The sequence below is a fragment of the Candidatus Micrarchaeota archaeon genome, assembly GCA_028866575.1.
Lineage (GTDB): Archaea > Micrarchaeota > Micrarchaeia > Micrarchaeales > Micrarchaeaceae > UBA12276.
The window spans coordinates 50,480-70,182 of the sequence record JAGWHU010000005.1 but is presented as its reverse complement, the minus strand read 5'-3'; the positions used below and the strand labels follow the sequence as shown (position 1 = coordinate 70,182).

The window sequence follows — 19,703 nt, the reverse complement described above, 5'->3', positions numbered from 1 at the left end:
AATTAATATATTACTGATTTTATAGTATCAATGATAGTATGGCAACTACACTTAAGAATAGAACAGAAGAAAAAACAAAATTTCATGTGCAGTTCGGCTACAGTACTAGAAAAGGATATACAACAGCGATATTAGGGAGTCCAAAGGTAACATTCAGCGATGATGATCCCCATAAAATTCTACATATGTTGCCAAAGAACGTTCAATCATTTCGGTTTTTCCAAGTATCTCCGCCCCTACGATCATTTGAAGAAATGACGGACGAGGCTAAAAAACCTGGAAGAGGTATGTATTACATAAATGGAGAAATAATGAGCTTAATCGAACTTGTCCGTAAAATGCCGGAACAGGCCAAATTAGCAAAAAAAGTAATTAATGATTATAATAAAACCGCGGGCAGTATATCTGGAGAACCTAAAGCAACAAAAATAGCAATAACAAGGACTGGCGCACTTGTGGCTGCTTTCGATAACGATACGGTTATGACGCTTTCAGCCGAAGAGATCAAGAAGATTGGTGTTGATTACAATAAAAATTTACGTTCGCAATGAGCGAATGTATCAAATACAATAACATATAAAACAGTATGTAGTAGACTGAAACTATAATTAGATTCCTTGTGATAATGGTGGCGGAGGAGGCTAAATTTGAAATAGGCATAAAGGCCCTGATTTTAAATGACAGAAACAGGATACTTGTACTTAAGGCAGGCGAAGAGGAGCTCAGGTACGAAAAACAGGACTTCTGGGACCTTCCAGGGGGGAGGATACAGCTAAATTCCGACATAGAGGAAACGCTGAGAAGGGAAATTAACGAGGAGCTGGGCATCCCCGGCAGCACCTTGAGGATAAATGGGATATTTGATGCCTCAATATCCAATTTTAAAATAACAAGGAAGAAGGAAAAATTGTCCCTCATGCTGATAACTTACGAGTGCGGATTATCGGCGCACAAGGAATTCAAGATCAGCAAGGAGCACTCGGAATACAGGTGGATGCCCGTCAACGTTGCCGCAAGGCATCTGGGTAAAAAATTCCCCAAGGCATTCGTAGACAAGCTCAGAAAACTGTAGAAATCCGATATGACAGAAATTCATAGTATGTTCGGTATCAGCATTTTTGTTTTCCTTGCGTAATTCTCGTATTCTTTGCCGAAGTTCCTCCTCAAGGCACTCTCCTCAAGATATATGCGATAAGAGTATGCGAGGAGGATTATGCCTGCCGCTGCTACCACGCCGATCCACGAGCGCACCACAAATCCGAATGCCATCACTATCAGCAATCCCCCAAGGTATGACGGGTGCCTTATATACCTGTATGGGCCCCTCCGCACCAGCCTATGGCCTTTTAGCACCATTACCGGATACGTGAAGAACCTTCCAAGCGTGTATTCGCTCCATAGCCTCATGAATATGCCAAGGAAGAGCACAGCCAGCCCGAGGTAGAAAGTCCATACCGGCATTCCGCCAAACCCTGTGGAAACCCTCAGGCCACCAAGCCAGCCTACGGTATACAGTATCGCGATGTAGCCGATATATATGGCCACTATGGAAAATTTGTCGTTCTTTATACTTACTTTTGCATTCCTGTTCCGGAATGTGGCAAATACCTGGTTTATTATGTCAAAGTAAAACCAGATGAAATATGATATTACAAAGATGAATTCCCCCATTCCCGAAGGGAACAGCGGCGATACCGGGAACCTTAACAGCGATGGTATGTCAAAATAAACAAGCACGGAATTCACTTCGCGACTTAGTGTCCAGTATTAATCCGACATTCAGCATAAAAAGGTATTGCACATAATATATTATTCTGCAATTAGCCCATTGCGCATGATGAGTTTATGATGAGGACGCACTTGATAAGCGAGCTTAATGAAGGGATGGACGGCAAGCACGTTGTACTGGCAGGCTGGGTTCATGAAGTAAGGGACACCGCCAAGATCACGTTTCTTATACTGCGCGACAGCACGGGCCTGGTCCAGGTCATAGGGAAGAAAGGCGAAATTAACGAACAAACCCTGAAGAATATGATGCTGCCGAAGGAGAGCGTGATAGAGGTAAAAGGCGTAATAAAAAGGAACAGCGAGGCAAAGAAGGGGTTTGAGGTAATACCGGAGGAAATAACGGATTTGAATCCGCTTTCAAGGCAGATACCTTTCGAGATAACCGGGAAGGTGCCCGCAGATATCGATGTGAGGCTGAACCATAGGTATGTGGACCTAAGGAGGCTGGAGTGCAGGGCTATATTCAAAATAGAATCAACGATACTGCAGAGCTTCAGGGATTTCTTTGCGGAGAAGGGATTCACCGAGATAAGGACCCCGACAATAGTAGGCGAGGCGACAGAAGGGGGTGCGGAGGTGTTTCCGGTTGTGTATTTTGAGAAGGAAGCGTTCCTTGCACAGTCGCCACAGCTGTACAAGCAGCTTGCCCTAGTCGGGGGAATGGACAAGGTATTCATGATAGTTCCTGTATTCAGGGCGGAAAAGTCGAACACCACATACCATTTGACGGAGGTAACGCAAATGGACATAGAGGTGGCGTTCGCCGATGCGGATGACGCGATAGAATACCTCTCGGGATGTGTAGTGCACATAATAAAGAGCGTAATGGAGAAGAACCAGGAGGACCTGAAAACCCTCGGTTCGGAGCTGAAGGTCCCTGAAGTGAGGGTAACTACCTACGGCGAAGCTGTCGCTGCGCTTAAGAAGAAGGGGGTAACAGTTAACGAGGGAAGCGACCTGTCAAGGGAGAACGAGGAAAAGCTTCAGGAGATCTACGGTGACGCGGTAATAGTCAAGGATTATCCGACTGCTGTTAGGGCATTCTATAGCATGCCCAAGAGCGATAATCCGGAGCTTACGAACAGCTACGATTTCATATACAAGGGGCTTGAGATAAGCAGCGGCGCACAGCGTATCCACAAGCCCGAGCTGCTCGTAGAGGCGCTCAAGAAAAAGGGCCTGAACCCAGACAACTTCGCGTTCTACGTGGATGCGTTCAGGGTTGGCGCGCCCCCGCATGCTGGATGGAGCATAGGCCTGGAAAGGCTCGCTATGAAAATTATCGGGCTAGCGAACATAAGGGAGGCCTCGCTCTTCCCAAGGGATAGGAAAAGGCTGGCTCCGTAATGGCTTGCTACATGCTATGCTTTATCCAAAGGGCCTCCCCTATGATGCCCATGCCTGTGCTCACGACGGATTGGGTCTCCATCATCTTTACGGCTACCGACTGATTGCGCTTATGCGCCTCAACATTCTGGTATTGTGCCTGCCTTCTTGCCAGTTCCTGCTGTTGCTCCTGCCTATATTCGCTTCCCTGGACTGCCATGTTTTGCCTGTCCTTGGCAAGCCTATCCAGGTATTGGTCCATCTGCCTTTCCTGAGAAAAGTGAAGGCTTGCGATGTTCTCGACATCCTTGATTATGATAGACGTGGTCTGCGATGTGGACAGCTTCTTGCCCACTATTAGCTCGACGTTGCTTTCCACCGTTTTCTGGTATTTGTTGTAGTAATCCTGCTGTTTTATCCTGTACGTTTCGATTTCAGAGTTCTGTTTCCTTGCGATGATTGCAACTTGCGGGTTTGCCTGCGCCCAACCGATAGTCAATTTGTCAAACAGGCTCTTCATCTGCTTTTGCTGGGCAAAATGCAACTCTGACATGTGCTCTATGTCTATTTTTATGATGGATACCGTCCTGGCCTGCGGCAGTTTCTTTCCGACTATTGATTCGACGTTATTTTCAACCTCTTTCTTGTATTTGTTGTAGTAGTCGTCCTGCGCCCTTTCGTATACCGCCATTTTGTAAGCCGCTTGCGAATTTATGCTTTGCGCATACCGTGTCCCTTGAGTAGGGCCTTCCGCGAAAGACTTTGAAGGCGTGCCCGAAAGGAGTGCAAAGCCAAGCGCCCCCATGGCTATGTACCTTTTCAGCCTTGATGGCTTCCCTCCGCTGCTCTTGCTTCCTGTGCTTTCATTTTCGTAAGCTTCCTCATGGCTTTTCGGCACGTTCTTATAATTGTTTTCAATGAAGGCGTTCACCGTCGCGCCTACTGCTTGTCTTTGCTCATTGGTTCCTGTCAGCTCGAAGAACTCCTTCAGGCCCTCAAGCCCCTTGCGCGTAGTCTCCGTGGATGCCCTCCCCTCTTTAAACAGCTCCAGCGACCTTTCGATCTTTTTGGCCGCTGCCTTTATCTGCAACGATGTGTGCCTGTCTTTGCCTTCATAATTGTAGTTTCTTACAATATCCAGCAAGTCATCGGTTGTGTAAGTCCTAGAATCCTGCTGTGCCTTCGAACTCTTGGTTGCATTGACCATTAAACCACTTGCAATAATATTGAAGTTGGCACTCTAAAAATGTTTTGGATTTATGGAATAGCGGGAATATGCAAGGCGAAACTGCAGAATATCGAATATACAGAATATTTAAATAGCTGAAATGAACAACTAATTCAGGCAGTGCTAAAATGGTAGAATACTGGAAGATAGACAAGGAGCTTGTTGAGCACATAGCCCTTATATCAAGGCTTGACCTTACCGAGCGGGAGAAGGAGCTCTATACGAAGCAGCTTGGCGAGGTCATAAGCTCGTTCAAGATGCTCGACGAGCTTGATAGATTCCTCCAGAACGAGGATACCGCGTTCCATGCAATCAATTTCGAGAACATATGGAGGGAGGACAAGCCTAAGAGGGTAAACTGGGACCCGCTGTCTAATTCTATCAGCAAGGAAGATAACTATTTCAAGGGACCCAAGATACTATAGGTGGTTACATTAATACAAACTGTTAGCGAACACGTGAAGGCGGCAAAGGATGGAAACGTAGACATAACAGAGTTCTTGCATAAGACCATCGAGGAATCGAAAAGAATACAGCTGGAATACTCTCCTTTTATAACTCTGAACGAGCATGTGGAAATGCCGAAGAGCGAAGGCATGCTCTATTCGCTTCCTGTGTCTGTCAAGGACTGCATATGCACGAACGGGATAAGAACAACCGCGGGATCCAAGGTCCTTGATGGGTATGTGCCTCCTTTCGATGCGACATGCGTGTCTAAGGCAAAGGATGCCGGCGCGTTCATACTGGGCAAAACAGCCCAGGACGAGTTCGGGTTCGGCACCTTCTCGATAAACTGCTCTTATTCCGTGCCAAAGAACCCGATAGACAAGAGCAGGACCTGCGGGGGAAGCAGCGGCGGCGCCGCATGCCTTACGGCAGCATCAAGCTTTCCCCATATGGCGATAGCCGAGTCTACAGGAGGCAGCATAACCGCTCCAGCCGCATTCACCGGCACCGTGGGGCTTACCCCTACATACGGAATTGTATCCAGATACGGATTGATAGACTATTCCAACAGCATGGACAAGATAGGGATAATATCAAAATCCGTGGAGGACGCAGCGCTCGGGCTATCCATTATCTCCGGGTACGATCCATTGGATTCCACAAGCGTGGAAAGGCCGTCTGAAGACTATACGAGATACGTGCATGAAGACGTAAAAAAATTAAGGGTAGGCGTCCCGAAGGAATATTTCACCGAGAACGTTGACGAGAGGATATCGAAGCTGGTGCTCAAAAGGCTGGAGCAGCTGCAGTCTCTCGGCATACAATGCAAGGAGACGTCGCTGCCTCTTACGAAATACGCGCTTCCTGCATATTATCTTATCGCGATGAGCGAGGCTTCCACGAACCTTGCAAAATACTGCGGCCTGAGGTACGGCAAGCAGGAGCAATCAGAGGACAATTTTGACTCATATTTCTCAAGGATAAGGTCCGGCGCATTCGGCGAAGAGGCCAAAAGGAGGATAATACTTGGAACATACGCACGCATGGCAGGATTCAGGGATGCATATTACCTGAAGGCATTGAAGGTGCGCTCCCTGATCATAAAGGAATTCAAGAATGCATTCAAGGATTTCGACGCGCTGATAACCCCATCGATGCCGATACTGCCGCCGACGTTTTCTGATATAGGGAAGCTCACTCCGGCGCAGACATACGCGATGGACGTGCTCACAACTCCAGCAAACCTCGCGTGCATGCCCACGATTTCGGTGCCCATAGGGCTCGCCGAAGGGCTTCCTGTAGGGATCCAGATAATATCCAATCACTTCTGCGAGGGGAAGACAATTGCATTGGGCAGTGCAATAGAGGGATTGAAATGACAAAGATAGGATTGGAGATACACTGCCAGCTCAACACGCGTACAAAGCTGTTCTGCGCGGATCTTACCAGCTCCGGCAACGCGAAACCCAACGAGAACACATGCCCCATATGCCTCGGATTCCCGGGTTACAAGCCTAAGATAAACAAGATGGCGATAGACTACACGATAATGGCTGCTTTGGCGTTGGAATGCGGAATAGCTGAGAGGTCGCTTTTCTCAAGAAAAACCTACTTCTACCCGGATCTGTCGAAAAACTACCAGATAACGCAGTACGAGATGCCCATCGCGGAGAACGGCCAACTTGCGATAGGTGAAAAGAAAATAAGGATAAGGCGCGTGCATCTTGAGGAGGACCCTGCGCAGATAGCATATGTCGGAGGCGGAATAACAAACGCAAAATACACGCTCATAAACTACAACAGGTCCGGAACCCCGTTGATAGAGATAGTGACAGAGCCGGATTTCGAGTCGCCAAGGGAGGCAAGGGACTTCCTCGAGAAGCTGTCCTCGATCCTCGAGCACATAGGAATCTACGAGCCCACCAAGGAGGGCTCCATAAGGATAGATGCGAACGTATCGACACACGGGGAGCGGGTCGAGCTCAAGAACATAACCGGATTCGAGAACGTGGAGAAGGCGCTCAACTTCGAGATAGTGCGGCAGAACGGGCTGGCAAGGATGCAGGAGGAAATAAGCCGCGAAACAAGGCACTTTGACGCCAATACTAATACTACTAAGAAGCTCAGGTCCAAGGAATACGAGGAGGATTACGGCTACATATTCGATCCTGATCTTCCGATGCTGAAAATAGACAGGGAATGGGTTAGCAGGATAAGCTCGACTATGCCTGAGTTACCGGACATAAGGATTGCAAGATTCATAAAGGAATATGGAATTGACGAGTATACGTCCAAGGTCATGATATACTACGACAAGAACATCGCTGATTTCTTCGAGAAGTGCTGCAAGATGTACCAAAACCCTAAAACCGTGGCAAACTGGATATCAAATTACCTCATGAAAAGCCTGAACTGGCGCTCCGAGCGCATAAAGGATTCCAAGGTTAAGCCGGAAATGTTCGTCGAGCTTCTTCAGATGATGGAAAGCAAGGAAATAACCGAGCGATACGCAAAGGAGCTGATAAAGGAATATGTCGATACCGGAATTTCTCCGAGGGAGCTCGCAAAAAAGAATTCGATACACATAAATAATGATGAATTAAGAAATATTGTAGTCAAGGCAATAGAAGAAAACAGGAAGGCAGTTGAAGATTTCAGGAAGGGGAACAACGATGCTCTGCAGTTCCTCATAGGCGTAGTGCTGTCGCGCACAAAGAAGCAGGGAGATCCAATCGTAATAAAAAGGCTGATAACGGAACAACTGAATGGCTAATACGTGCCTCGATAGCTCAGCAGGTAGAGCGATCGGCTGTTAACCGATAGGTCGCAGGTTCGAGTCCTGCTCGGGGCGCCATTAACGTATGATTATTAAATAATCACAGCAAAATAATATCGTGCCTTGGTAGTGTAGTGGTCAGCATACGGCCCTGTCACGGCTGCGACTCGGGTTCGAATCCCGACCAAGGCGTCTTCTTTTATTAATTTATTTCTCTAAATTAATATTGGTGATTTAATAGTATCAAAAAAACCAAAGATCACAAAAGCATGGGCTAGGGGACCATCTGTCTCTGCGTTGCGGCCTCTTGCACCTCTGGTAGGCCATTGGAAGACTAGAATCCGCTGGTCGGAGGAAACCTATAAACTTGCTGGAGGACAAGGACCTAGAGAGTTCAACTCGTCAGCAACCTTTACGTGGCTTGCAGATGAACAATTCCTCGTAGGCAAGCTTCGAATCGGATTTCCTACTTACTGGGTCATTGGTGGAGATGACTCCTCGCATAACTTCACAGTCTTGGGATCGGATACACGTGGTGTATCTCGCATTTATTCGATGAGTATGAAGTCGCAAATCTGGAGGATATGGAGGGCAGCTCCAGGATTCCATCAGCGCATGGAGGGCAGATTAAGCAAAAATGGAAAACGCATGACTGTCTTATTCGAAAGATCGGCTGATGGCAAGAAATGGATTCGTGATGCGGATGCGGTGTTTACAAGAAAATAGGTGCTGGTGAAAATATGGCTTTAAGATGGTATAATGGAAAAGTATGACAAAGAGTTTTTGGACTACATGGAGAAAAAGTACAGGATTACTCTGGAAAAAGCAACGCGTGGAAGAGAGGTAGAGATAATAACTTTTGCGGTTGCCTGGAATGTATGGAAGCAGGCAAAGAAATTATACTTGGGCAGTCCTTCAAAAAGAAAGTGATTTCATGAGAAACAAAGCTCTTAGTCTAAGGGAAGAGGTTAAAAGTGGTCAGCATACGGCCCTGTCACGGTTGTAACCCGGGTTCGAATCCCGGCCAAGGCGTATTACTTGTAGTCTGAAGCCTTTAACCCCTTATATATAAAGGTTATCATAAGGTATAAATACTCGTCTTTTTATATATAAGAGAGGTGTTTTATATGGAACTAGCGGATGCTCTCCGTTACTTTAAAGGCTACAAAAAGGAAACTGCCAGTGGGCAGTCGAGCATAACAGTTAATCTATCAAAAAGCAACTATAAGGCTGTTGAGGATTTTACCCAATTCTTAATAGCATCAGGAAAGAACAGGAAGACTATACTGAGGCATTTATACTGTTTGAGAATATTTACCCAGCTTTATGGTGAGAAAAAAGACTATAAATCAGCAACAAGGGCTGATATTCAAAGTGCTATACTAAAAGTAGAAACTGGAGATTACGCAGAGAATACGAAGTTGAAAATACGCATTACTACTAAATATTTCTATAAATACTTGATGGGCAGTATTGAGGATAATTATTATCCAAAACAAGTATCTTGGATTAAGACATTCCTACCATCAAATCACAAGAGAATTCTACCTGAGGATATACTTACGCCAGAAGAAGTTTTGAAGCTTATTGATGCCTCAAAATACACAAGGGACAGAGCAATTATAGCCCTTCTTTATGATAGTGGAATTAGAGTGGGTGAGCTAATGCATTTGAGAGTAAAGGACATCAATCTTGAGGGCAGTTTAGGGCATATAATGGTCGGAAATAAAGAGTATAAAGGTAAAACTGGTATGAGAAAAGTAGGGATAATGATGTCGGTTCCTTACCTTGTTAATTATCTAGAAGAAAACAAATACTTGAAACCTGATGATAACCTTTGGCGAGCATTAGGCAATAATAGAGAAGAGGAAAAGAATGGTGTAGTCAAGGGTGCATCTATAAGACGAATGCTACAGAGGCTTAGTAAAGAAGCTAAAATCAATAAGCCTGTGCATCCTCACGCTTTTAGGCACGCGAGAGCGTCTAATTATGCTAACCAATTAACAGAACAACAATTAAAAAAGCACTTTGGCTGGACTCAATCCTCTAAAATGGCTGCTGTTTATGTGCATCTAAATGATAAAGATATGGATGAGGCTGTTATGCGAGCAAACGGAGTTAATCCGCAGAAAGAGGTTAATACGCCACCAAAATTGCCCTATAAAGAGTGTCAAAGGTGTAAAAATCAGAATAAATTAACTGCTGTTCACTGCGATAGATGTGGTGCTCCTCTTGATACTTACATAGCTATCTCTGATGATGAGAAAATAAACAAGCTGGGTGAGATGTTTGCTGCTGCATCGCAGGACCCTAGATGGCTTGCTAAATTACTTAAATCAGCACAAAAATATAAAAAGAAATGATTAGGTGATTTTATGAAGAAAAACGAATACGAAGTAAAAGCACATAAGGACAGGAATGGTTTCTACAGCGTAGAAATCCCAAAGGCGGTTTATGAGAACAAGAGCATAAAGATTGTTGCCAAAGGCAAGTATAAACAGGGGATGATTAAGGATGAGGTTAAGGTTATGGTTGATGATATAAACAGGCAAAGGAATAGGCTTAATTTTAAGTAAATCTCTCTATAAAGGGGTTATAACCCGCTTATCCTGATATGGCTCTGTAGAGAGCCTTAGAACACGCGAAATAAGGCTCTGGCAGACTCTTTAAGTTAAGATAACCTATAAAACCCCGTTTCCACGCTGGAATTAACGTGTATAAGACGATAATTGAGAGGTCTTATAAAGATAAGGGGCTGGAGGGGTGACCTTCCAAGAGAAGTAGCGTTTTTGACAACCTTTTTAAGCCTTATTAGAGTATATCTTCTATGGCTAAAGAAATACCTAAAAAACAAGGCAATAAGAAACTGATATTCGGTTTGGCTGTTCTAATTATTGCTATAATTGCTTTGGCAGGTTTTATTCTTTTTAATCAAAAACCAGCTAATAAACTGCCTCTTACTTTTATCCCTTCTTGCAATTCTAACAATAATTGCACAGAATCAGGATGCCCTGCAACATCTTATTATAATTCGTCATTAGGGTATTGTTATTGGAATGCTAGTATTTACTTTAGTGGTAGTGGTGTAAGACCTAACTGTCCTCCTGGTGCAGTATACCAAAATAATTCTAATTGTAAAGCAGAGGGCTCACAATTAGCAGGTGCTTTAGGGGTAAATAATAGTAATTGTGCTGCTGGTTATGTCTACGATAAACAGAACGGTTTATGCGAGCCACTACCCGACTCTTGCACAGCCGGATACTCTTTATTCTCACAGAACGGAAAAGAAGAATGTGTATTATCGAATGCCTGTGGTAATAGTGGTCAATACAGCCTAACATTCAATACAAGCATAAATCAGTTCTTATGTGTAAGACAATCATAAAGTCTGTAAGTCCTATGCTGATTCTATGATGTGTGTAAAAACAAAAATCAGACAATCTAAAATACACGGAATAGGGCTTTTTGCTGACCAGAATATCAAGAAAGGAACTATTGTATGGCGATTTACACCTAATTTTGATTTAAGATTCACTAAGAAACAAATTAAAAAACTCCCAAATCAAGTCCAAAAATACCTTGAAGAATATGTTTGGTTAAGTAAGAAGAGCGGTAAATATTGTTTTTCTTCGGATAATGGTAAATACTTCAATCATTCAGATAGTCCAAATGTCTTGAGTGCTTATTATAAAGGCGAGGAAGAAGTTATAACTAAAGCAATTAGAGATATAAAAAAGGGAGAAGAAATAACTGATGATTATCATTCTTTTGAAAAGAACTTTAGAAAACCAAAGACCTACAATTGAGATGATTCTATAAAAATACGACCAATAAGAAAAGAAGAAGCAGATATGGCATCAAAAATAGTCGGCATAAATTACTCTAAACTCTATCAAAAGAAGTCAAAGCTAGAAATAGAGGCTATGTTTAATAATTATGTGTATAATCCAAGATACTTGGTAGCAGAAGATAATAGTAAAATATTGGGTTTTGCTGGTTACATTCAATCGTGGATGGATTACAACTTCTATCAAATGTTCTGGGTTAATGTTTTACCCGAACATCAAGGTAAAGGAATAGGAACTACACTTGTCAAAAGAATTATACAACTAATAAAGAACAAGAAAGATGCATACTTTATCTTATTAACTACAACAAAGCCTAAATTTTATGAGAGATTTGGGTTTAAAATTATGATGAAATACAGAAATAATTATGTGCTTATGATTTTAGACCTAAAGAAGAAATAGAAATTACCCATACATCTTCTCATACCTATAGCCAAAGTAATATGCTAATGCTATCATCACCATAAAACTAATCAGTCCGATAGCTCCTGAGGATAAGGTTCTAAGTTGTGGGAATATCAGCAATAAAAAGCCCTCAAATATTACCAAGAAGGTCGCTATTGATACAGGGACAGATAAGTAATTGTAATAGCCTACTCTTATTCGATTGTATGTATTATGTGCAGTTTTCTCAATATGCTTGACCTTCATTTTACCACTTAATCTTATCTTATGATTTATGAGAGATGACACTTTACAGCGGTAAAAATAACGCTTACATTTAAGCTCCAAGGCTCGTATTCTTGACGTTTAATATAAGAGTTAAGCCCCTGACATCGTTTGTTCCAAGTTAAATGGAGCGTTATTCAGGCAGTCCATACAATAGAAGTGCATTAGATTTTGTTCTTTGAATATGGGATCCAGGATGGTTTATTTATCATCTTTGAATAAGGCTGTTAGCAGTTCTCATACTTACGCTCAGTTTATTTAAAGTCCTTAACCCTTTAAACATCATTAAGGGTTTTTAAAATATCAATACCGACTTTAAAACGTTAGAATATGTTGCTCATTAAGAATAGGATAAATACTAATACAGCAATTAAGGCTGGGGCTATGTAACTAGTGTTATTGTCTTTATACGACCATTGCCTTCGTTTATTACCATAAAGTATCAAGGCGGTAAATAATAAAATTATCTCAAAAATTATCCATACTGGGATACCGATGACACTAACACCATACGCATATTGTAAGTCTAAAATTACTGGTGAGTTGGTAACAGCGACTGCCACTGGCGTTATTATGGTATTAGATATGGTATTGGCTACTGCTGTTATTGTATTAGAGAATGGTGAGCCTCCCCCACCACCTGCACCACCAGAAGTTCCCGGAGTGCTTGATGATATTGTGGCATTTACTGATATGTTAAATGCTGAATATGATGCAGAATCACTGACTAAAACATTAGCTACATATCCACCATTCTGATTTATACCTAATGTTACAGAGTTGCTAGTGCTACCAAATGCTTTGTAAGCTATGCTACCATCAGGAGCAATAACTAACCAATTGTAAGTGTATGGTTTAGTCCCACCTGTTACTGTAGCAGTTAATGTTGCTGATGCTCCCGGAGTAGAAGGCTGGGTAGATGGTAATATTACAGCACTTAACATAGCATTTACTGTTATGGTATTTGTTATTGAATTAACAACATCATTAGCTGTTGTCCCATAATCCGTAGCCACAGCATTAAATGTGAAGCTGTTTGAATTGACTGGGCTATTAACAATAAAAGATACTGTATTAGTTCCACCAGCAGTTGTTATTATTACGTTTGAACCCTGCTGTTTTGAGCCTGTAACATTATACAACTCAACAGTGAATGGTGAGGTTCCACCACTATCAGATATTGTATATACCTCTAACTGATTTGAGTCTATAATTTCATTTGATGGGCTTATTGTTATTACTGGTATTGAATTAACACCAAAAGTGTTAGTTGTTATCAGTTGAGTATTTGTAGTTGCTGAGTCCTGCACATTTGCAGTTATGGTGGTTAATCCTGTGGCCATAGAAATAGGTAACTGTAGAGTAAATGAGTTAGTTGTCAGTGTGCAACCAGTATAAATCTTATTGCTTGTTTCCGAACTTGCCGAATCAGTTATAATAAAGTTGTATGTATATGGCTGTTGTCCTCCAGTTATTTTATAAGTGAAAGTTTCAAATTGACTTTTATCAGCAATTGTGTTAGACGATACTAGAGAGGTTAATGTTAATGCGGGATTAGTTGTTTCAGAATCACCTGATGAACAGGCAGTGTTAGCACTTAATGAAGCAGAATCAGTTACCTGATATGCGTAAGCATTCGAGGTTGTGGGTGATGCAAAATAAGTGCTTGATGTTGCTCCACTTATGGCATTACCAGTTCCAGAGCAAGTAACAGTAGAACCATAATTCGTAAACCACTGATAAGATACATAAGGTTGAGTTCCTTGCGATGGGTTAGCGGTCTGTAAAGTCTTTTGTCCTACATCAATTATACTATTTGATTCTGTAGGTGAACCTACTAAGAACACAGAGTTATATCCGAAATATACGAATACCGAATTAACAACATCAGACGAGCTATCCGTAATAACTACATTTGCGTGGAATATGCTATTGCCAATATAAAGATTACCTGAAGGCTGCCAGAACCAAGTGTTCGATGTATAAGAATTGCTTGTAAATAACATATTTGCTATTAGCGTATTTGATGAGGTTTGAGAATTGTATGCATAAACATTATACGCATAGCTATACGGCTGCCCACCAAAAGAAACTCCTGCTGTAAATAGTATTCCTTGACCTTGGTCTATCAGAGTATTACTTTCTATTAATGTAGGATTTGAGAGTGAAATCTGAACTGGATTAAAGGTAGCAGCTGGCATTATGCTGTTTGGTGGTAGTGTTCTTACTCTAAACCACTGGTTATAGTTTTTGAAATTGCCAAAACTTCCCATATAAATTCCTGCATAAACCGCATTACTTGTTACTGTATTAGAAGCTGTGTTTGTTAATGTAAAAACTGTAGTATAATTTGTTGCGAAACTTGACGTTATGCCATTAGACGGTATCGCTAATGACAAAAGAAAATTTGATGCAGAAGATGCAGTTATATGACCATAGTTGAAAAGAGGAGCAGGATTTACTATAAACGAATTTTCCCCAATACCGATACTCCAAATATATCCACCAATTATGCCATTATTTCCTAAGTTTAATCCCTCAGTATCAGATGCTGAAAAGGATAATCCTGTGCTGTTAGCAGATGCTGTATGTGTATTTACATATCCCATTAAAGAATCAACCGATTTACCTAAGGGATTATATAATGTATTCCAAGATAATGCTTGTCCAGATGAATCAGTGCCTACGGTAGTTATTCCGTTTGAAACCACTTGACCAGATAGTGTGTTTGTATCCCAGCCACTTGATATGGTCTGTCCTTTAAAATTATCATAAACAGTAAATATAGAATTTCCATCATCATATTCCCCATAAATCCCCTGAACCCCATTACCTTTACTGCAAGAAGCGGTTGCTAATGGATTTGAGCAGGTTAATTGTGGTGCTACTCCTACATTAGCAGTTAAACTCAATAGTAGATTGCTAGTTGTAGCTGTATTACCCGCAAAGCCAAGATATATGGTATTAGTTAATGGTGTTCCAGTGTTAGCTCCTATCCAAGTGTAAGCAGGTGTTTTAAACCAAAACAAAACGGAGTTTGAGGTGTATAATGTATTTGTTTGCTGTTGCTCATTAAGATAGTTTCCTTCAAGCCAAGATGGTGCTATAGTTCCATTTGCAAAGAATAGCTCCGTATTGTTAAGCGTATTTGTTTCGTATTGCTGATATGCAAGTGCATTAAACGTAAATGATAGTGGTGTTCCGGCAGTTACAGGATTACCTTGATTATTTGTAAATGTAATTGGGATATATTTTACTATATTTGTCGGGGGTGTTACTGCACTATTTACTCCCATAAACAACAGAAACATCAGTGCTACCGCTAATATTGGTATTATTTTTCTCATCAAATCACTTAGTAATTATATTCATTCTTGATATTCTGAAACTTTGACTGCTTGTTATAACAGGCACTAATTCTTGACTACCTGAATTATTGCTTATACAAGGAGAGCATCGCCACACATCTTTTGACAGATTATAAAGATTCTCTTGTTTATTGTTTATTGTAGCACTAACATTTGTGAAATTTGTTGAATTGAAAGAACCCATCTTTATGAGTTGATTAAAAATACTAGGATGTTCTACTACATAATCAGCATATATTGGCGTATAATAAGATGAAAGATTAGTGGGTGATGAAGCCCAATCTATTGTGTGTAAATCAGTAATGTTTTTGATAAAAACAACATTAGATGTGGTGTCATTAATTATTATGGTGAAATTACCCAGCGATGTTTCTTTTATAACTCCCGATATGTTATCACCAATATGAGCCACAAGAACAGATGTATAAGAGTTTTCGGGAAAATATTCCCACCAAATTGTAGCCGTCCCATCCTCATTACTTTGTGTGCCAGCTTGCAGTATATTCGTGTGGTTATCTTCTAGACCAATCCACTGAGCCATACTATTATTAGTTACATTTTGAACTTTCCACTTTGCACTTACGCTTGTTACGTTATAAACAGAACGATTAGAGTAAGTTGTATTCCTGTGTAAAAATGTAGTATAATTTATGAATTGCATAACAGTTATTCCAGCCCAATTAGGAGTTTCTACTGTTACATTTCTTATTGGTTTTATTGTTGTAGTCGTTAAAATACTTGTCGTAGTAGTTGGTGAGGTAGTAGAACTTGATATAATACTTGTTGTTGATATTGTTGTTTTTGTTGTTACCAGATTCGCTTTATTACCGCTACTTTTAACTGGGAATAAAAGACCTACTCCTATAATGAATATAAACAAAGCTGATAGGAGCAATTCGCCTCTGTAGTTATTTACATTTATCTTTTTGTTTTTCATCTATACACCTATAAATATCAGGTGTGTGGTCGAAAGCCATTTGAAATCCCACACACCATCCCAAATGTCGTTCACCAAATTTGGAAGAAAAGGTGCAGCATTTAGCGTAAAAAACGATAGAGGTTGAGTAGAAAGTGATAGCGAACTACTCAACATATCGTCGTATTCTGTGGTTCTGGATATTGGCATCTAACCTCTGCAATATTGCCCTATAAAACGCCAATAATATCAAAATTAATCTGTATTTGCTTTGAAAATTAACCCTTTCATTTGACTTTAAACCCTTTTTATTTGATGGTGTTTGAACTGGGAAAAGTCTTGTTTCTCATTTGTGAGGTTATCTCAGGTTTTTAAATATCACAGTCGTCAAAATCTCTATTACCTGTTTTGAAGCACATTTTCATCCTTTAATTCTCCTTTATAAAACCCTGACTTTATTAAACATCAATCCTCTTTCTCAAAACCTTGCCGAGGCAACTTATCTGAGGTCTTTGGAACGATAACTAAGCTTTACCTATCGGATAGATTAAAATTTAACCTGACTGATTTGTTTATGGACTTCTGGTTGAAACACTGTTAAGTAAATCATCGTGTCCTCTATATTTCTATGCCCCATAATCACTTTCAAAGTGTTAATCAACACTCCATTCCTCAAACAATTAACAGCAAATGAGTGCCTAAAAGTATGCAAGTGTATCCATTTTGGCAGCATTACTCTTCTCAATACGTGCTTTAACGCTAAATGTGCTGCTTGAGGTGTCATCTTAAACAATCGTTCATTAGGATTTAATTTATGAGTTGTGATGTATGTTGATAATGCGGTTTCTAACTCTGGTTGAATCGGTATCATCCTTTCGGCTAAATCATTTTGTTTTACTGTAAGCATTCTGATTTGATGCTCTCGCCAATCAATATCACAATATCTTAATGATAGTGCTTCAGATATTCTTGCTCCTGTCATCCATAAAACTAAGAACAAAAGTCTATACCTGTCCTTCTGTGCTCCATTTATGATTGTCCTTATATCATCAGGATAAAGAAACTTTGGTGGCTTACGATTTGCTATTCTCATCAATTCCTTTCTTCCTACTACTTGCAGTTGTCCCAAATTAACCACACTCTAGTCCTCATCTTCTGCAGCTTTTTCTTCTAAAGCATTACGGATATACCCTAACTCATCATTCATAGATTTTAGATACTTGGATATTTTCTCAAACATCATTATCTTGTAGCATTCTCTATGATAAACATCTGTTTTCTTCTCTTTCTTATGGTATCTACCAATTCTCGCATCATTATCTACAACAGCAAAGCCACAAAACTCACAAAGTTCTGCCATTAAATCATCTCGCTTTATGTTCCAAGAACGATTTTAACTGATTCTCATTCTTGAATTGTTTATTCGTTGCCCATATCACTTCTTTTTTACAGCTACCATCAAGGCTCTCACCAGTAGGATTTTTCTTAACTAGCCTCAACTTTTTACTTTTACTATCCCTTACTACTCTCACATTACACCTATTGCATAATTCTTTAAGACTAGTTTTTTCTTTTCTTTTGAATAACGAAAAACCTTCTTTGCTATCATCTTCTTCCTCATCATCCTCGCTTTCTTCGGTTTCCTCAGTTTCCTCCTCATCATCTAAGTTGTTTGACATACACTCACTGTTACTTTCCTGCAACAGAAAGTTATCACACCAGTGATTTCTGGCATATTTAAAGAAAGGCAGCATTACGGAGCTAAATATTTGCCAACTGCTGTTAGCCCATTATAGATATTTGTTAAGAAAGTTGCTACTCCGATAATGTAATTATAAATTATCGGTATCCAGCCGAATACAGCAGCAAATATTAAAAACATCAACAACATACCTGCAAATACATAAGCTATTGCTCCCATAAACTCACCAGCTTATCCAATTCTTACTAAATAAATTCTGTAGCCAAGTAAAGAATTGCTGTAATATATTTTGACTACCTGAAGAACTTTGTTGTATTGTTGTAGTTGTTGATTGTGTTGTAGATTGACCTACTATTGTGCTGGTTGTTGATGCTATTGTGGTTACTGTTGAAACAGAAGTCGTTGATTGCTGATTATTAAACGCTATAGCGCTGTTTATAATTGCTGCTGTTTCAGTGCTAGCTTGTATTCCCAGCAGTTCTACTGAACAAGTGTTGCTATTAAAACCACAGGAATTATCAGCCGAGTTTTGCTTTAATTGTGCTTGTGTTTGGTTTAAAGCTAACATAACTGTTTGTAGTTGCATTTGGTTATACTGATTTGAAGCAGATATAAGCGAAGCTGTTCTTGTTGAAACTACTCTTATTGATGCACTTTGTGCTACTCCGGGATATGGTGCTCCAGTAGATGGGTTGTGATTAACGTAATACACAAAGCTATAGTTGATATAAGCAGGTGTTAATGAGCTATTCTGATATTGAGCAACGCAAGACACTATTGATATGCCTGTTGATGAATACCCTGTGCCTTCACTGCCAGTTGCATTAGCTCCACTATAAATTGCTGGAGGTAGTGGTGGACAGCTACTAAAAGATAATAGATGAGAACTAAACAAGAACCCCAAAACTATTATTATAAGAAATATAGCAACTATTCCATACAGCAAGTTTCCATCCTTTTGCTTCTCACTTTTTACTCTTCTTGGCATAAAAACACCTTTAAGGCAATTTCGCACTTATAGGGACATTTACAACAGGTTTGCTCAGAATATTTGTTACTCCCGATATTGACAGATATCCACCAGCCCCTAATATCACAAATACCAGTAGAATTATCAATATAACGACTAGTGCTAATGCTAAGTTGTTATTGTTTTTTCTCGACATATCCATCACTCTACTATATATCCCGGATAGAACAGTTTCTTAACGAACTTTATGATACAGCCACTATTTCTTAGCTCGCCAAGGTCTTTCTTTAGATTCTTATCCCGTTCAGCTATTACAGGTTCTTCTTCTACACCCACATAAAAATATTTTGCTACTTTCTTTGGCTTTTCTGCAAGAGTTTCACCATCTTTGCCCAAATAGGTAATGATATACCCAGCTTTGGGAAATTTAGTGAAGGTCATCAAATCACTTACTCTTAATATGATTGTTTTTATTGACATAATTATCAAACCATTTTTTAGTAATTTTTTCTTATAAGTAAATGCCTTATAAACCCACAAATTGCATCTTTCGGCTTTATTGGACATCATCAAAACCTTCTAATTTACTCTCTTTAAAACCATATTTTTATTTTCAAAATAAATAATTGATTACGTCGTCAAACAGCCATATTTTTATATTTTTA

General features: G+C 40.4%; 24 protein-coding genes and 2 tRNA genes. 14 read left to right on the top strand and 12 right to left on the bottom strand.

Features of this window, described 5'->3' with window-relative positions; all coding sequences use genetic code 11:
• Positions 1-38 precede the first annotated feature (38 nt).
• On the top strand, positions 39-551 hold the full coding sequence (locus tag KGI06_03935; GenBank protein ID MDE1871363.1) for a hypothetical protein: 513 nt from the start codon (positions 39-41) through the stop codon (positions 549-551).
• A 77-nt stretch (positions 552-628) separates the two neighbouring features.
• Positions 629-1,072 (top strand): NUDIX hydrolase, encoded by a 444-nt coding sequence (locus KGI06_03930; protein MDE1871362.1) that lies wholly within the window; start codon positions 629-631, stop codon positions 1,070-1,072.
• Positions 1,073-1,092: 20 nt separating this feature from the next.
• On the opposite strand, the gene KGI06_03925 is transcribed toward KGI06_03930, so the two are convergent.
• Positions 1,093-1,737 carry an isoprenylcysteine carboxylmethyltransferase family protein gene (locus KGI06_03925; GenBank protein MDE1871361.1) on the bottom strand — a complete coding sequence of 215 codons (645 nt, stop codon included), beginning with the start codon at positions 1,735-1,737 and terminating at the stop codon, positions 1,093-1,095.
• Positions 1,738-1,845: 108 nt separating this feature from the next.
• Here KGI06_03925 and aspS point away from each other — a divergent pair, with 108 nt between their 5' ends.
• Positions 1,846-3,135: an aspartate--tRNA(Asn) ligase gene (gene aspS / locus KGI06_03920; GenBank protein MDE1871360.1), complete on the top strand. Its 1,290-nt coding sequence runs from the start codon at positions 1,846-1,848 to the stop codon at positions 3,133-3,135.
• Between the two features lie 7 nt (positions 3,136-3,142).
• On the opposite strand, the gene KGI06_03915 is transcribed toward aspS, so the two are convergent.
• Positions 3,143-4,321 carry a hypothetical protein gene (locus tag KGI06_03915; protein MDE1871359.1) on the bottom strand — a complete coding sequence of 393 codons (1,179 nt, stop codon included), beginning with the start codon at positions 4,319-4,321 and terminating at the stop codon, positions 3,143-3,145.
• Between the two features lie 149 nt (positions 4,322-4,470).
• On the opposite strand from KGI06_03915, the gene gatC reads away from it, so the two are divergent.
• From gatC to KGI06_03860, 11 genes are all read left to right on the top strand, one after another.
• Positions 4,471-4,767, top strand: a complete 297-nt coding sequence (gene gatC, locus KGI06_03910; GenBank protein MDE1871358.1) for an Asp-tRNA(Asn)/Glu-tRNA(Gln) amidotransferase subunit GatC — start codon at positions 4,471-4,473, stop codon at positions 4,765-4,767.
• Positions 4,768-6,168 carry an aspartyl/glutamyl-tRNA amidotransferase subunit A gene (locus KGI06_03905; protein MDE1871357.1) on the top strand — a complete coding sequence of 467 codons (1,401 nt, stop codon included), beginning with the start codon at positions 4,768-4,770 and terminating at the stop codon, positions 6,166-6,168.
• Positions 6,165-7,562 carry an Asp-tRNA(Asn)/Glu-tRNA(Gln) amidotransferase subunit GatB gene (gatB, locus tag KGI06_03900; GenBank protein ID MDE1871356.1) on the top strand — a complete coding sequence of 466 codons (1,398 nt, stop codon included), beginning with the start codon at positions 6,165-6,167 and terminating at the stop codon, positions 7,560-7,562. Before KGI06_03905 ends, gatB begins: the two co-directional genes overlap by 4 nt.
• A gap of 5 nt (positions 7,563-7,567) precedes the next feature.
• Positions 7,568-7,643, top strand: a tRNA-Asn gene (locus tag KGI06_03895).
• Between the two features lie 42 nt (positions 7,644-7,685).
• Positions 7,686-7,757, top strand: a tRNA-Asp gene (locus tag KGI06_03890).
• Positions 7,758-8,324: 567 nt separating this feature from the next.
• Positions 8,325-8,495 (top strand): hypothetical protein, encoded by a 171-nt coding sequence (locus KGI06_03885; GenBank protein MDE1871355.1) that lies wholly within the window; start codon positions 8,325-8,327, stop codon positions 8,493-8,495.
• 197 nt (positions 8,496-8,692) lie between these two features.
• Positions 8,693-9,928 (top strand): tyrosine-type recombinase/integrase, encoded by a 1,236-nt coding sequence (locus tag KGI06_03880; protein MDE1871354.1) that lies wholly within the window; start codon positions 8,693-8,695, stop codon positions 9,926-9,928.
• Positions 9,929-9,940: 12 nt separating this feature from the next.
• Complete coding sequence (locus tag KGI06_03875; protein ID MDE1871353.1) at positions 9,941-10,141, top strand: hypothetical protein; 201 nt, start codon at positions 9,941-9,943, stop codon at positions 10,139-10,141.
• A gap of 251 nt (positions 10,142-10,392) precedes the next feature.
• Positions 10,393-10,950, top strand: coding sequence for a hypothetical protein (locus KGI06_03870; protein MDE1871352.1), 558 nt, complete (start codon positions 10,393-10,395; stop codon positions 10,948-10,950).
• 25 nt (positions 10,951-10,975) lie between these two features.
• Complete coding sequence (locus KGI06_03865) at positions 10,976-11,371, top strand: SET domain-containing protein (protein ID MDE1871351.1); 396 nt, start codon at positions 10,976-10,978, stop codon at positions 11,369-11,371.
• Positions 11,372-11,416: 45 nt separating this feature from the next.
• Positions 11,417-11,815, top strand: a complete 399-nt coding sequence (locus KGI06_03860; GenBank protein ID MDE1871350.1) for a GNAT family N-acetyltransferase — start codon at positions 11,417-11,419, stop codon at positions 11,813-11,815.
• Between the two features lie 3 nt (positions 11,816-11,818).
• Here KGI06_03860 and KGI06_03855 read toward each other — a convergent pair whose 3' ends face one another.
• The 10 genes from KGI06_03855 to KGI06_03810 all read right to left on the bottom strand — a co-directional run bounded on the left by KGI06_03855 (position 11,819) and on the right by KGI06_03810 (position 19,518).
• The gene (locus KGI06_03855) at positions 11,819-12,064 is read right to left on the bottom strand and encodes a hypothetical protein (protein ID MDE1871349.1); all 246 of its coding nucleotides are present in this window, start codon (positions 12,062-12,064) and stop codon (positions 11,819-11,821) included.
• Positions 12,065-12,405: 341 nt separating this feature from the next.
• Positions 12,406-15,429 (bottom strand): hypothetical protein, encoded by a 3,024-nt coding sequence (locus KGI06_03850; GenBank protein MDE1871348.1) that lies wholly within the window; start codon positions 15,427-15,429, stop codon positions 12,406-12,408.
• 4 nt (positions 15,430-15,433) lie between these two features.
• The gene (locus tag KGI06_03845; protein MDE1871347.1) at positions 15,434-16,387 is read right to left on the bottom strand and encodes a hypothetical protein; all 954 of its coding nucleotides are present in this window, start codon (positions 16,385-16,387) and stop codon (positions 15,434-15,436) included.
• Between the two features lie 526 nt (positions 16,388-16,913).
• Positions 16,914-17,495 (bottom strand): tyrosine-type recombinase/integrase, encoded by a 582-nt coding sequence (locus KGI06_03840; protein MDE1871346.1) that lies wholly within the window; start codon positions 17,493-17,495, stop codon positions 16,914-16,916.
• 12 nt (positions 17,496-17,507) lie between these two features.
• Positions 17,508-17,726 carry a hypothetical protein gene (locus tag KGI06_03835; protein ID MDE1871345.1) on the bottom strand — a complete coding sequence of 73 codons (219 nt, stop codon included), beginning with the start codon at positions 17,724-17,726 and terminating at the stop codon, positions 17,508-17,510.
• A 4-nt stretch (positions 17,727-17,730) separates the two neighbouring features.
• Positions 17,731-18,045: a hypothetical protein gene (locus tag KGI06_03830; GenBank protein ID MDE1871344.1), complete on the bottom strand. Its 315-nt coding sequence runs from the start codon at positions 18,043-18,045 to the stop codon at positions 17,731-17,733.
• Between the two features lie 74 nt (positions 18,046-18,119).
• On the bottom strand, positions 18,120-18,287 hold the full coding sequence (locus KGI06_03825; GenBank protein ID MDE1871343.1) for a hypothetical protein: 168 nt from the start codon (positions 18,285-18,287) through the stop codon (positions 18,120-18,122).
• A gap of 4 nt (positions 18,288-18,291) precedes the next feature.
• A complete protein-coding gene (locus KGI06_03820; GenBank protein ID MDE1871342.1) occupies positions 18,292-19,056 on the bottom strand; it encodes a hypothetical protein in 765 nt (254 codons plus the stop codon).
• A gap of 10 nt (positions 19,057-19,066) precedes the next feature.
• Positions 19,067-19,234 (bottom strand): hypothetical protein, encoded by a 168-nt coding sequence (locus KGI06_03815; protein ID MDE1871341.1) that lies wholly within the window; start codon positions 19,232-19,234, stop codon positions 19,067-19,069.
• Between the two features lie 5 nt (positions 19,235-19,239).
• Positions 19,240-19,518, bottom strand: a complete 279-nt coding sequence (locus tag KGI06_03810) for a hypothetical protein (protein ID MDE1871340.1) — start codon at positions 19,516-19,518, stop codon at positions 19,240-19,242.
• Positions 19,519-19,703: the final 185 nt, after the last annotated feature.

Coding starts and splice junctions, on each gene's coding strand:
- KGI06_03815 (MDE1871341.1), bottom strand. CDS start 19,234: ATGTCGAGAAAAAACAATAACAACTTAGCATTAGCACTAGTCGTTATA.
- gatB (MDE1871356.1), top strand. CDS start 6,165: ATGACAAAGATAGGATTGGAGATACACTGCCAGCTCAACACGCGTACA.
- KGI06_03935 (MDE1871363.1), top strand. CDS start 39: ATGGCAACTACACTTAAGAATAGAACAGAAGAAAAAACAAAATTTCAT.
- gatC (MDE1871358.1), top strand. CDS start 4,471: ATGGTAGAATACTGGAAGATAGACAAGGAGCTTGTTGAGCACATAGCC.
- KGI06_03825 (MDE1871343.1), bottom strand. CDS start 18,287: ATGGGAGCAATAGCTTATGTATTTGCAGGTATGTTGTTGATGTTTTTA.
- KGI06_03830 (MDE1871344.1), bottom strand. CDS start 18,045: ATGTCAAACAACTTAGATGATGAGGAGGAAACTGAGGAAACCGAAGAA.
- KGI06_03850 (MDE1871348.1), bottom strand. CDS start 15,429: ATGAGAAAAATAATACCAATATTAGCGGTAGCACTGATGTTTCTGTTG.
- KGI06_03810 (MDE1871340.1), bottom strand. CDS start 19,518: ATGTCAATAAAAACAATCATATTAAGAGTAAGTGATTTGATGACCTTC.
- KGI06_03845 (MDE1871347.1), bottom strand. CDS start 16,387: ATGAAAAACAAAAAGATAAATGTAAATAACTACAGAGGCGAATTGCTC.
- KGI06_03860 (MDE1871350.1), top strand. CDS start 11,417: ATGGCATCAAAAATAGTCGGCATAAATTACTCTAAACTCTATCAAAAG.
- KGI06_03880 (MDE1871354.1), top strand. CDS start 8,693: ATGGAACTAGCGGATGCTCTCCGTTACTTTAAAGGCTACAAAAAGGAA.
- KGI06_03855 (MDE1871349.1), bottom strand. CDS start 12,064: ATGAAGGTCAAGCATATTGAGAAAACTGCACATAATACATACAATCGA.
- KGI06_03870 (MDE1871352.1), top strand. CDS start 10,393: ATGGCTAAAGAAATACCTAAAAAACAAGGCAATAAGAAACTGATATTC.
- KGI06_03865 (MDE1871351.1), top strand. CDS start 10,976: ATGATGTGTGTAAAAACAAAAATCAGACAATCTAAAATACACGGAATA.
- KGI06_03875 (MDE1871353.1), top strand. CDS start 9,941: ATGAAGAAAAACGAATACGAAGTAAAAGCACATAAGGACAGGAATGGT.
- KGI06_03820 (MDE1871342.1), bottom strand. CDS start 19,056: ATGCCAAGAAGAGTAAAAAGTGAGAAGCAAAAGGATGGAAACTTGCTG.
- KGI06_03835 (MDE1871345.1), bottom strand. CDS start 17,726: ATGGCAGAACTTTGTGAGTTTTGTGGCTTTGCTGTTGTAGATAATGAT.
- KGI06_03885 (MDE1871355.1), top strand. CDS start 8,325: ATGGAAAAGTATGACAAAGAGTTTTTGGACTACATGGAGAAAAAGTAC.
- KGI06_03915 (MDE1871359.1), bottom strand. CDS start 4,321: ATGGTCAATGCAACCAAGAGTTCGAAGGCACAGCAGGATTCTAGGACT.
- aspS (MDE1871360.1), top strand. CDS start 1,846: ATGATGAGGACGCACTTGATAAGCGAGCTTAATGAAGGGATGGACGGC.